Source organism: Cellulosilyticum sp. (assembly GCF_982396655.1).
The window spans coordinates 40,914-53,671 of record NZ_CEVXFV010000025.1 but is presented as its reverse complement, the minus strand read 5'-3'; the positions used below and the strand labels follow the sequence as shown (position 1 = coordinate 53,671).

The window sequence follows — 12,758 nt, the reverse complement described above, 5'->3', positions numbered from 1 at the left end:
ATATAATATCATGATGTGATGTAAACGTAAAAATGTAATATCTAACATTTATGGAGAAATGCGCTTATAAACTTAAATGTTCATATACAAATAATTTTTCTTGATGATTTCACATTACGCATACATCATGCCTAACTGAGATTTATAAATGTGAAATCTATATTATTTTATATGTAAAAAGACCATACTATATATAAGGATTTTTTCTTAGAAAGTATTTCTATTTGTTCATAGGCTTTATTCATATGTTTTACACACGTTCATGTTAATTTTATTTTTATTATATTATTTAAATTTTTAGGAGAGTGATTATAAGTTGGACCCTTCGTTATCGGTACAATCGGTACAAATAGTTGTTTTAATCATTTTACTTTTGGCATCAGGCTTCTTCTCAGCTTCTGAGACAGCCCTTATGGCTATTAGTAAAATTGAAGTTCGTCATATGGTAGCACAAAATATGAAAGGTGCTACAAGACTTGAGAAATTGTTAGAAGATCAAAATAAGCTACTTGGTTCTATCTTAGTAGGTAATAACCTTGTAAATATTGGTGCATCTTCTTTAGCTACAGTTATTGCTACAAAACTCTTTGATAACAGTGGTGTTGGTATTGCCACTGGCGTTATGACGATTTTAGTACTTATTTTTGGGGAGATTACGCCAAAATCTTTATCTACACAAAACACAGAAAAAATGGCACTTTTAGTATCTGGCCCTATTTCCATCGTTGTTGCAGTTTTTAGCCCTGTCGTAAAAGTATTAATGTTTATTACAAATGGTATCCTCCGCCTCTTCGGTGTAGATCCTAATGCGACTAAACCTTTCATTACAGCAGGAGAGCTTAAAACTATTGTAAATGTCAGCCATGAAGAAGGCGTTCTTATGGATGAAGAAAAAGAAATGATTTGCAATGTATTTGACTTCGGAAGCAGTGCCGCCAAAGATATTATGGTACCACGTACAGATATGATTGCCATTGGACGTGATGCGACTTATGAAGAAATCCTCTCTTTATATAAAGAGGACCCATGTTCTAGAATGCCAGTCTATGAAGAATCAGTGGATAATATCGTTGGTATTTTACATATCAAAGATTTATTACTTCATGACTTTAAACAAAATGAATTTCATATTGATGATTTTTTAAGAGAACCTTACTTTGTTCATGAGTTTAAAAGAAACGATGAACTTTTCAAAGAAATGCGTGCACATAAAGTAGGTATGTGTATCGTTCTTGATGAATACGGCGGTACAGCAGGTCTTGTCACTATGGAAGACCTTATCGAAGAAATTGTTGGTGACATTGATGATGAATATGATGAAACTGAAAATGAAATCCAAAAAGTCAGTGACCATGAATATCTTATTGAAGGTTCTGCCCGTCTTACAGACGTCAATGAACTTTTAAATCTAGATATCACTTCTGAAGACTTTGATTCAATTGGTGGATTCGTGATCGGACTCTTCGACCGCTTCCCTACAGAAGGCGAAGAAATCACTTACAATGATATTAAATTCATTGTAGATGCCACATCTAACAATCGTATTAATACTTTAAAAATCTTATTACAATAATAACTACAAAAGTGGCTACCCAAATTGATTTATCATTTTGGGTAGCCACTTTTATAATCTCAGCAAATCACTCCACTTGATATAACTATACTTTTATATAAGTTTTTATTCTAAAGTCTATGCATAGGACCTTTTCCACTAGAATATATTGTATAAATATTACACCCATGCTTCTCTTAAATTTTTCAAAGCTAAGAAAGCCATCTTGCACTACACAGCACAAAACCTCTTTCTTATCTATTTTTCCTCTTGTTTTGCTTTATTCATTTCTCTTTTTTTCTTAGTCATAAGTCCACCAATACGTCCTGTTTCCTTAGCAGATAATGCTTTCCATCCACCTTCTTGCACCTTTTCCAAAAGACCTAGTTCTTCTGCAATCTCTAACTTCATCTTTTCTGCTGGTGATAAGGCATCAAATAACTTTTCCTTATTTTTTGCTTCATTTGCTTTCATAACTCTTCCTCATTTCTTAGATGATAGATTTTACATCTATAAGTTTTAGCTTATATATTTTAGACTTCTTTACTTTTTAGTGATGTAAAATCATTAGACCTTATTAAAGTATGTAGCAATACCCCCTATTTTATACACAAGGCCTACATTTTTATATAAAAAATCTATATTGCTACTTTTAATCACCTATTTTTCTTTCCTTAATAATACTTTATTAACCATAAATCCCTTTTTTGAATATGATAATGTATAAAATTCTAATACCTTTATTAAGGAGCTGAAATCCTGAAATGATTTACTTTAACCTACCCACAAGTACAGGTGAAGAACTTTCGAATCTTAAGGCAGTCATTAATTCAAATAAAATATGCGGTGATGGTGCTTTCACAAAAGCCTGTACAAATTGGCTTGAAAACAATTTGAAATTAGGGAAGGTTTTACTTACAACCTCATGCACTCACGCCCTTGAAATGTGTGCACTCCTTGCTAATATTAAACCTAATGATGAAGTCATTATGCCTTCCTTTACCTTTTCTTCTACTGCCAACGCCTTCGTCCTAAGGGGTGCAAAAATTATCTTTGTAGATATTCGTCCCGATACATTAAATATAGATGAAAAACTTATCGAAGCAGCTATCACGCCACGTACTAAAGCTATTGTTCCTGTTCATTATGCTGGTGTTGCTGCCCAAATGGATTATATTTTAGAACTTGCAAGGCATTATAATCTCCTTGTTATAGAGGATGCTGCTCAAGGCATCATGTCTACTTATAAAGGGCAACCTTTAGGTAGCATCGGTGACTTTGGCTGTTATAGCTTTCATGAAACAAGTAACTTTACAATGGGGGAAGGCGGCGCACTCCTCATTAATCCACTTCATTCCAAAGAGCAATATAAACTTACATTTGAAATGGCAGAGTTAATATTAGAAAAAGGCACCGCACCTAGAGGTACCTTACGTAGTCCTATGAACAAGTATAATTGGCTCTGCTGTGGCTCTTCTTATGTTCCTAGTGAGTTAAATGCTGCTTACTTACATGCCCAACTCATCCACTCTGACACGATTAATAGTAAGCGTATTAAATTGTGGGAACTTTATCACAGCCAGCTATCAGATTTAGAAAAACGTGGTTGTTTAATAAGGCCTACAATCCCTGAAACTTGTACACATAATGCTTATATGTACTACATTAAATTAAAAGATCTTCATGAACGTAACCAATTTATTCAATATTTAAATGCCCATGAAATCAATCCTGCACCTCATTTTGTCCCCCTTCATCATAGTCCTGCGGGTGAAAAGTATGGTACTTTTTCTGGAAATGATATTTATACGACTAAAGAAAGTGAACGACTTGTTCGTCTACCACTTTACTATAATCTAAGCGAAAAAGATGTCCTTTATATCATTCATACCATCTATGACTTTTTCAAAAAATAAATAACCTGTAACTTCTTCCATTAAAGAGGTATACAAAAATCTTGGTTTATAATACAATAAAATAATTACAAAATTAAATTTTATATATGACAAAAATTTATGAAGGTAAAAGTGACCCTTTTATCTTTCATGAAGTGATGCTTGAAAGGATTAATGACATGACAAAAGTATTAATGCATGGCTGTAATGGAAAAATTGGCCAAACAATCTCACGTATTATTAAAGATCACCCTGGGTTAGAACTTGCCACTGGTGTTGACCCTTATTTAGGTATTTCTAATCCCTTCCCTGTTTACAAAAACATTGAAGACTGTACAACCAAAGTAGACGTCATCATTGACTTTTCTACTGCTTTAGCTGTTAGACCCATGTTGAATTTTGCTTTACAAAATAAAATTCCTGTTGTAATCTGCACAACAGGCTTATGTGACGAAGATATTCAGTTCATTCATGAAATCAGCAAAGAGCTTCCTATTTTCTTCTCTGCTAATATGTCTTTAGGCGTTAATCTTTTAATTGCACTTGCTAAACGTGCTACCGAAGTACTTAGTGATAGTGGTTTTGACATCGAAATTATCGAAAAACATCATAATCAAAAAATTGATGCCCCAAGTGGTACTGCACTTGCTATTGCCGATGCAATTAATGAAACGCTAGACGAAAAATATGCTTATCGCTATGATCGTTCACAAACACGTGAAAAACGTCCACAAAAAGAAATTGGCATTCATGCCGTACGTGGCGGTACAATCGTTGGTGAACATGAAATCTTATTTGCTGGAAATGATGAATTTATCTCTTTAACACACCAGGCTACTTCTAAGGAAGTATTCGCTGTAGGCGCACTTAAAGCAGCTAAATTCTTAGCTACTATGGGAAATGGCTTATATGATATGTCTGATTTACTAAACGCATAATCTAAGCGCTAACTTTCAGTTTTCTTCCACGTAGTGTTCACATACTCATCACATAAGGCCATTAATATAATACTATCAAATGGTTTAGGAAATATTTATTGGACGGCTAGAATAAATACTTCCTCAGCCATAGGATATTATCTTAAGACTTGACTTTGAACCTCCCCTATTATCAAATGTTAAGTCTTGCGATGACACTTAGTATAACTTTATTCGTGTAATACTCCTCCTATCCATTGCAAATACAGTGGATAAGAAAAAAAGCCTTAGTAAAACAGGTTCCCCTGCCCATTTTACTAAGGCTTTTTATTTAATATTCGATTCCGACTCTAGCTGGTATTCCTTTTTCCATAGGATGCTTAATAGCTTCAATATTACTAATATAATCTGCACGTTTAGCAATCTCTTCTGATAAAGTGCGTCCCGTTAATACCAATTCTACTTCTTCTGGCTTATTATCAATAATTTCGCAAAGTGCTTCTTCTCCAATAAGTCCTAAACCTACTGTGTTTAAAATCTCATCTAGTATGAGCACATCACACTCACCTGTATCCATTACTTTACTTGCAAATTTTAAAGCATTTTGTGTTTCACTTGTTATTTCTGCCTTCTCTTCTTCTGTGAGTTCCCAAGTAAAACCACGCTTCTTCTCAAAATTAAATACTTTAAATTGTGGTTCTAAGTTTTTTAACATCTTACATTCACTTGTATCATTATTTTTTAAAAACTGAACCATAATTACTTTATAGTTATTTCCTAGCGCCCTAATACCTAACCCAATAGCTGCAGTAGTTTTGCCTTTTCCTGTGCCATAATAGACCTCTACAAGTCCCTTCTCCATGATTTTGCCTCCTCTTACGACATGTTATATGATGAAATTTTGTCCAAACTGTTTAAAATAATTCATACGTTTTTTATAGTCTGGCATTAACTCTTCAATATCTTTCCAAAATGCTACACTATGATTAAAATGTCTTAAATGCATTACCTCATGTAAAATAACATATTCTATCATCTCTTTAGGTGCACACATAAGCTTTACATTATAAGATAGATTGCCATTCTGTGAACAACTTCCCCATCTTGTTTCTTGTTTGCGAATTGTAATCTTATTATACTGTACACCTACAATACTAGCATACTTCTGTGTAAGTTCTGTGAACAATTTTTTCCCGCGTTCTCTAAAGAAATGCTCCATAGCTTTACGCATAGCAATCTCATCTCCAGAAGTAATCACTTTAATCCCTTTCTCATTTAAAATAACTACTTCTTTTGCATAAGGTCTAACTTGAATATCCACTAGCTGCTCTTGACCCAAATACATAATCTTCTTATTACGAATCCAGTCATTATCTTCTTGTACCGATTTTTTTCTAATTAAGGTCTCATTAATCCATCCTTCATATTTATGAATAAATTCCTTCACTTCATTTTCTTTCATAAATAGAGGTACCTTAACAACAACCTTTAGATTTTTATCAATTCGAATAGCTGCTGTCTTTCTGTTCTCCTTAACGATTACACAGCTAACGGCGTCTCCTACTACAATATTCTCTTTAGTAATATCACCCATATTCATAATCCTTTATTTAACATTTTTATATTTTTTTGTATAGTTATTTCATCCCACTTATTATAGCACAACTGATTTAAACTTACATTAATTTTCAAAATATTAAAAGACCGTAGCTTATGCTAACGGTCCTTTTTGGCAATATGTAATTTATTTATCTGTTTCTCTTTCTTCCTCTAAGTCTTCTCCTTGTTCTGCTGTCTCATCTATTTGCTCCATCTTACCAATAGATACCTCATAGGCTGTTTTAATCTCTACTTCACCTGTCTCCAACTTCTTTTGATAGGTTCTGCTTTGAATACGACCACTAATTTGAATATGGTCCCCTGTGCTTAAATTCTGTGCAAACCTTGCATTTCTACCCCAAGTAATACAAGGAATATAATCTGACTTATGATACGATCTATTAACCGCAAGAAGTAAATCCGTAATTTCTCTACCAAAAGGTGTTGTCCGATAAATAGGTGCCTTGCATACAAATCCATTTAAATAAATTTCATTTTTATTCCTACTTAACTCACTTGGATTTACCTCTTTAACTTCGAAAATAAAAACAGTTAAAATCAATCTATTTTTGCCTTCTTCATACTGATTATACGATCTAAACTGTCCTTCAATTTCCAGCACTTTCCCTTGAATATTACCTCCAATGGATGGTAAAAGTCTCTCTGAAATAGTAACCGGCAACACATCTGCTGATTCACTTAATCTAGGAACTTCAAGATCGAAAGTATAAAACCCTTCGCCGTATACTTTATGACTAAATTTAGTGTCACTAACTACTTTTCCTATAAGTAGTACTTTATTATTTTCTAACATGTGCTCTATCATTCCTACCCTCTCCTTATCCTGGCCTTGTTTCTTTACTTTATTCATCTGCCTTTAACATCTTATTCAATGCTCATTCAATTTATTCCAAATTGTATCTTGTTTTATTCAAATTAAAGCTATATAAAACAAGAACGGCCACAGCTGCTAAAAGTTGTTCCGGATATCTTGCCTTCCCACTTACACCAAATTCTCTTGGTGTACTAAAAGCACCTTCTATAGGCCTAGTTGGATGTTGCAATATGCATTGCACATAAAGCACGCCCCCAATTCCTTCTTCACTACTAGTCAAAGAAATATGCGCAGCCTGACTCCAACCATAACTAATATCCTTATTCAGCCTAAACCTTGTTGTATCAGGTAAAATAAATGTCTTGCAAGATGCAATGCTTTGTATCTTATTCTTTATAAAATATATATGATGATTAGTATAAGTTTTATAACCAATTTTTTCATCAAAAAATATAATGCCATCAAAAGGAATCTTTTTTAAGCACACTAAACTCCTATTATTAAATTCCACAATGCATAACTTAATCACTTTACTTTTCATAACAGAAGCCATTAATGTCTCAAATCTTATTCGTTCTCCTCTATTTTTAGATGCTTTTAGGTGCACATAGCAAATCTGAGCTTCATCTGCCATGGATTTTAAGAAAGATATTGTTTCTCTTCCCAAATGAAATGTATCATCTACGCCTATAATAATCATTTAATATGCTCCTTTAGCTAGGATTTCGTTGTATTAGTGTTGCCATTTTATTTTGTTTTATGTTTCTTTAAGTGAAAGTCACATCTTTTTTATTTCCACATATTATGATATTAGTAAGGTGCTTACATCATAGTCACATTTTTTCTAAAGAGAGGCAAACCAAATGAACATTCCTACCCAAAATGAAATTATTCATTTAAAAAAAATTCTAAGTCTTACAATTAAGAAAAATGAGTATAACTTACTCTCCCCAGAAGTACTACAACTCAGTCAACAACTTGACTTATTATTAAACCCTTTATTTGAAAAACAGTTAGAACGCACCTACAAAGTTTCATGATTTTTATATTAACTAAAATTATAGATATGAAATCTATATTAAAAAAACTGTTACATTAATCTTTTAGTTAATGTAACAGTTTTTTATAATTTATTTAAGGCGCAAGTTGTCTACCTTCATGGTCTATTTTACAGTTAGTATCTTTATAAATCAGTTCTGACACAGGTACGAAAGTATATCCTTTCTCAATAATGCCTTTAATAATAGGCTCAAGTGCCTTGGCTGTATACTTTGTATCATTATGCATTAGTATAATCGTTCCTGGTCTTAAATTTTTATGATTTAAAACCTTATCAATAAGTGGTTGTAAACCATACTCCTTCCAATCCAAAGAATCTACATCCCATTGTATTGTATAGTAGCCGCATTCCTTAGCAGCCTCTAATACTGTATTATTATATTCACCATAAGGTGGTCTATATAAATCACACTCTAAACCTGTAATTTCTTTAAGTGTTTCGTGTGCCTCTAACAAGTCCTTTTTGATAGCCTCCTTATTCATCTGACACACATGAGGATGCTTATTAGAATGATTTGCTATATCGTGTCCTGCTTCTTGGAACTTTTTCACTGCATCAGGGTACTTTCTTGCCCAATCCCCTACCATGAAAAATGTTGCCTTAACATTATATTTTCCTAGTGTCTCAATGATTTGGTCTGTATCACTAGCTCCCCATGCTGCATCAAAAGTCAAGGCTACCTTCTTTTCTCCCTTTGTGTCCACACAGTAAATAGGTAATAATTTTTTATTTTCTCCCTCTGCTTGTATGAACGTACTACTTACCACGCAGCAACTAAATACAAGCGCCAAACTTATCTTCTTAAATATTTGCTTTAATTTTATCATTCATTTGTCTCCTATTCTTTTAGTCGCCAATATCCGTCCTCTAAAGGTTCTAAAATTTCATGAATGGCTAAATTCTTTTTTTTAGCTTCAAATACTACATCTGCTTCTTGTATCTCGCAGCTTTCTAGGAATTTCACAAATAGTACATAATCTTCCCTGCTAATATAATCTGCATGAGGTCTTGAATTAATTTGAGGTGTTCCTGTAGATAAATGATATTTATCTGGCGGATAAGCTTTAATAAGCTGTCTCACCCCTTCTTCACCTTCCATAGTAGGATGACATCTATCATGATGAAAATCATAGACCCACTTTAATTTATTTTTTTCACATAATGTCACCACATCTTCTGTATGATATGATTTATCATCATTTTCTATAGAAAGTAAATCACATGCTACATACTTTAAGTTTTCCTCTAATCTTTTAATGGCGGCTATCTTATCCCCATAGATTCCACCCATATGTAGCACAACATTTTGTCCCCCTACCCGCTTTATCCAACTCGACTGCGTATTTACTTCTTCAATAGAACGTTTTACTACATCTTCTTTAGGGCTAGATAAGACATTGAACTGGCTCGGATGAATACTAATACGCAGTTTATACTTTTTTCTTAGTGTACTGATCAAATCATAAATCGACTGCATCTCATCATTTTGTTCAATCTTTTCTTTATACAGTGCCTTCATATAAGGATGGGCACAAAAAGGTATAAGATCAGAAGACAATCTATAAACATAAATATTATTTTGTATATTATTTAATATAATCTCCTTAAATAGACGCATATTGTGCCAAATTACATCTGTAATCTTATCTTCATCCTTATCTTCTACTGCTTTTAAGCGAAATGTCCTAAAACTATCTTCTAACGATAGATTAAGGCATGCATAGCCAGCTCGGATTTTGGTCATCTTTCACACTCCTTATACGCAATATCTAACAAAGGTATTATATGTAAACTATCTTATTTCTATCCGCACCCAATATAGAGAAACAAATTAAAAGCTTGAAATATACATCTAGGTAAGTTAGCTTCTCCCAATGATTTCACATTCATCTTATAGTTTTTCTCTACAAAAAAGAACTACCAATAATTAATATTAATTATTGGTAGTTCTTTCCTTATGTATATTATACTTCTAAATTACACGTTTATATCCCATAATTGGTGCATCTCCACGCTGCCATAATGGTGCTACAGATACACTCTTTCCTGGAACTGGTGCATGAATGATTTGCTCATTACCAATATAAATGGCTACGTGTGTTACACTGCTATAACCATAAAAAACTAAATCCCCTGGTTTTAAATCTGATTTTTTAACAGATACGCCATTATTAGCAAATTGGTCTCTAGAACGTCTATCTAATTTCACATTGAAGTTAAGAAAAACTTGTTGTGTAAAGCCTGAACAATCTACACCCTTTGTTAAGCTATTTCCACCGCTTACATAAGGTGTTCCAATAAATTTCTTTGCATAAGCCACAACTTCTTCGCCTTTTGACTTCTGCACTTTAACAGTTTCTTGTTTAACTGGTGTTTCAGCTTTTATTACTTCTGTTTTCTCTTCTTGAACAGCTTCTACAATCTCTTCTTGTTTTTCTTCTTCAACTTGTAAACTATCTTTTGCTATGTATATTACTTCATCTTTATTTAATAAAACGCCATAATAGTCATCTAAAGTTTCTACTATCTCAAATGTTTCGCCTTCGTATATATAACATGTTACTTCTTCGGTTTCTGGTGAGCTATAGGCTTGGCTATTTGCAGTAACAATGCCCTCTTTTGGTATTTCTGCTGCAAATACAGAAACAGATGACATAAGTAGTGTTGCAAGTAAAGTACTGATTAATTTTATTTTTTTCACTTGTTTTCCTCCTTATAGATAGCTATTTGGCTTTTAACTTTTGCACAAATTTAAATTAATTATTACAAATTTATTATAATATATGTTTAAACATGTGTCAACTATTAACTGACTGTGTTTAATTTATTACTCGTTTTACACCAATAATCGGTTTGCCATAGTATAAATTGCTCATTTTTATACCTGATTTAGCATCACTAGCATGAATGATTTGTCCATTACCTGCATAAATGGCTACATGGTCTATATTCACACCATCCTTCCCATAAAATACAAGATCTCCTGGTGCAACATCTGATACGCTTACTTTTTTACCATTTGCAGCATATTGGCTACGTGAAGTTCTTTCTATAGTAATACCTACTTTTTTCATAATTTGCTGTGTGAATCCTGAGCAGTCTACACCTGTTTCTAAATTGTTACCACCATATACATACTTACCGCCTAAATACTTTCTAGCAATAGCTACAACTTCTTCTCCCTTAGAACTAACACTTGTTTCTTTTTCAACTGCTGGTGTTGTATCTTCGATGTTCTCTAAATCTGTTGTATCAATTTGTGTTTTATATATGTATCCTTGTAAATCATTAACTTCTACTTTATAAAAGTCACCGTATTTTTCTAAAACTTTAACTGTTACTTCTTCATCTAAATATTGAATAATATCTCCTGTAGGGCTTGGCGTTTCTCGAAGTTTTGTTTCTGAAACTGTTGTTTTAGAAGTTATACCTTCTTGTTCTTCTACTATTGTTTGATCTTCTACACTTACTTCTATATCTTGCTTAATTTCACTTACAATTTCTGCCTGTACATTACTTGCCATAGCTGTTAGTAGCATTCCCATAATAAATAGCTTATTTAATTTCATAATCATCCTCCAAAGCTTTACTTTTATGTCATTGATTTAATATTTTCTTAATATATGTTCGTTTTTATTACGTAATTGCGTTAATTTGTTACTAAGTTATTTTATATTGTTAACTAATTGTTACAAAATCATTATAAATATTTTCCAGTTCACTGTCAAGATTTAGAAATAAAAAACGCACAAAAAAAGCTAAAAGTGGGACAACTTTTAGCTTTTTTACCGATATATATTTTTATACTTTTAACTATAATATGCCAAATTTAAAAGTTGTAATTTGGCTATATACTTCACCTTTCTTAAGTAAGACAAGGTCTTTAAATACTTCGTTATGACCGATAGCGGGTCTTTGTGTTTCAAAACAAACTGCATAATTAGGTTTAGCACTTTCACCATTTGAAAGAATTAAAGAGCTATCTGCACCATTCATCGTATACATTACAACACAAGGTGCATCTGTTGTTACGCTCATAAAACGTCTAGAGGTTGGGTCAAAGAGTTTTACAGCCTCTTTACCTGACTTTAACTTAAAGACATGATCATAACCATTGCCATATCTTAAAACTTTATTATCAGATTTAATATCTTGTCCAATTGTTTTAGGCACTCTAAAATCAAAAACAGGCATTTCATCTACACTAATCATTGTGCCATCTGGGATAAGATTTGCATCTGTGCTATAGAATTCATCACTATTTAGATAAACTTCTTCATCAAGTACTGAGCGTTTTGCATTACCTGATAAATTAAAGTAGGCATGATTTGTCAAATTAACAATTGTCTCTTGATCTGTCTCACCTTTATAGTCGATTGTAAGCGTATTATCATCTTTAAGAATATATGTAATTTTAACTTGTAAGTTACCTGGATAACCTTCTTCGCCATCCACACTCAAATAAGTAAGAATTACTTTAGCACCTTCTTCATCAATAACTGCCTTACCTTCGAAATTTTTATGATCAAAACCTAACTTCCCACCATGCAATGTATTTCCATTATTATTTTTATAAAAATGATATTCTTGACCATCAATTGTTACCTTGCCATCACCGATACGACCCGCTGTTCTCCCTACAATGGCGCCAAAGCTTCCTGGATGTTGTTCATAAAGTTCGATATCTTGCCATTCAAGAAGTACATTTTCAAAACGTCCTTCTGCATCTGGTACCATAATTTTAGTAAGGGTTCCGCCAAGACTAATAAGCTCGACACTCATGCCATTATTATTAGTTAATACATACTTCGTCACAATTTTACCAGACTTAAAAGTTACTTTATTTTCTCTAATTTCCATGACCCAATCCCCTTTTTGATTTTTTATAATTTTCCTATAA

14 protein-coding genes are annotated in these 12,758 nt (G+C 32.8%); 4 read left to right on the top strand and 10 right to left on the bottom strand.

Going from position 1 to position 12,758, the window contains the following annotated elements:
* Positions 1–316 precede the first annotated feature (316 nt).
* Entirely contained in the window at positions 317–1,573 is a 1,257-nt protein-coding gene (locus AC1VAQ_RS11915; RefSeq protein WP_302596859.1) for an HlyC/CorC family transporter, read from the top strand.
* A gap of 237 nt (positions 1,574–1,810) precedes the next feature.
* Here AC1VAQ_RS11915 and AC1VAQ_RS11910 read toward each other — a convergent pair whose 3' ends face one another.
* Positions 1,811–2,026, bottom strand: coding sequence for a small, acid-soluble spore protein, alpha/beta type (locus AC1VAQ_RS11910; RefSeq protein ID WP_302596860.1), 216 nt, complete (start codon positions 2,024–2,026; stop codon positions 1,811–1,813).
* A gap of 290 nt (positions 2,027–2,316) precedes the next feature.
* On the opposite strand from AC1VAQ_RS11910, the gene rffA reads away from it, so the two are divergent.
* Positions 2,317–3,468, top strand: a complete 1,152-nt coding sequence (gene rffA / locus AC1VAQ_RS11905) for a dTDP-4-amino-4,6-dideoxygalactose transaminase (RefSeq protein ID WP_302596861.1) — start codon at positions 2,317–2,319, stop codon at positions 3,466–3,468.
* Between the two features lie 158 nt (positions 3,469–3,626).
* A complete protein-coding gene (gene dapB, locus AC1VAQ_RS11900) occupies positions 3,627–4,385 on the top strand; it encodes a 4-hydroxy-tetrahydrodipicolinate reductase (RefSeq protein ID WP_479903954.1) in 759 nt (252 codons plus the stop codon).
* A 310-nt stretch (positions 4,386–4,695) separates the two neighbouring features.
* Here the strand turns inward: dapB and AC1VAQ_RS11895 are convergent, their stop codons facing one another.
* The 4 genes from AC1VAQ_RS11895 to AC1VAQ_RS11880 all read right to left on the bottom strand — a co-directional run bounded on the left by AC1VAQ_RS11895 (position 4,696) and on the right by AC1VAQ_RS11880 (position 7,498).
* Positions 4,696–5,226 carry a cob(I)yrinic acid a,c-diamide adenosyltransferase gene (locus tag AC1VAQ_RS11895; RefSeq protein WP_302596863.1) on the bottom strand — a complete coding sequence of 177 codons (531 nt, stop codon included), beginning with the start codon at positions 5,224–5,226 and terminating at the stop codon, positions 4,696–4,698.
* Between the two features lie 24 nt (positions 5,227–5,250).
* Positions 5,251–5,958, bottom strand: coding sequence for a M48 family metallopeptidase (locus AC1VAQ_RS11890; protein WP_302596864.1), 708 nt, complete (start codon positions 5,956–5,958; stop codon positions 5,251–5,253).
* Between the two features lie 150 nt (positions 5,959–6,108).
* The gene (locus tag AC1VAQ_RS11885) at positions 6,109–6,789 is read right to left on the bottom strand and encodes a single-stranded DNA-binding protein (RefSeq protein ID WP_302596865.1); all 681 of its coding nucleotides are present in this window, start codon (positions 6,787–6,789) and stop codon (positions 6,109–6,111) included.
* Between the two features lie 79 nt (positions 6,790–6,868).
* Positions 6,869–7,498 carry a hypothetical protein gene (locus tag AC1VAQ_RS11880; protein ID WP_302596866.1) on the bottom strand — a complete coding sequence of 210 codons (630 nt, stop codon included), beginning with the start codon at positions 7,496–7,498 and terminating at the stop codon, positions 6,869–6,871.
* 163 nt (positions 7,499–7,661) lie between these two features.
* On the opposite strand from AC1VAQ_RS11880, the gene AC1VAQ_RS11875 reads away from it, so the two are divergent.
* Complete coding sequence (locus AC1VAQ_RS11875) at positions 7,662–7,838, top strand: Spo0E family sporulation regulatory protein-aspartic acid phosphatase (protein ID WP_302596867.1); 177 nt, start codon at positions 7,662–7,664, stop codon at positions 7,836–7,838.
* A 94-nt stretch (positions 7,839–7,932) separates the two neighbouring features.
* Here AC1VAQ_RS11875 and AC1VAQ_RS11870 read toward each other — a convergent pair whose 3' ends face one another.
* The 5 genes from AC1VAQ_RS11870 to AC1VAQ_RS11850 form a co-directional block, all read right to left on the bottom strand.
* On the bottom strand, positions 7,933–8,685 hold the full coding sequence (locus AC1VAQ_RS11870) for a polysaccharide deacetylase family protein (RefSeq protein WP_303243843.1): 753 nt from the start codon (positions 8,683–8,685) through the stop codon (positions 7,933–7,935).
* 11 nt (positions 8,686–8,696) lie between these two features.
* Entirely contained in the window at positions 8,697–9,602 is a 906-nt protein-coding gene (gene uvsE / locus AC1VAQ_RS11865; RefSeq protein ID WP_302596869.1) for a UV DNA damage repair endonuclease UvsE, read from the bottom strand.
* Positions 9,603–9,830: 228 nt separating this feature from the next.
* A complete protein-coding gene (locus tag AC1VAQ_RS11860; protein WP_302596870.1) occupies positions 9,831–10,559 on the bottom strand; it encodes a C40 family peptidase in 729 nt (242 codons plus the stop codon).
* Between the two features lie 118 nt (positions 10,560–10,677).
* A complete protein-coding gene (locus AC1VAQ_RS11855; RefSeq protein ID WP_302596871.1) occupies positions 10,678–11,427 on the bottom strand; it encodes a C40 family peptidase in 750 nt (249 codons plus the stop codon).
* Between the two features lie 244 nt (positions 11,428–11,671).
* Complete coding sequence (locus tag AC1VAQ_RS11850; RefSeq protein ID WP_479903953.1) at positions 11,672–12,718, bottom strand: aldose epimerase family protein; 1,047 nt, start codon at positions 12,716–12,718, stop codon at positions 11,672–11,674.
* Positions 12,719–12,758: the final 40 nt, after the last annotated feature.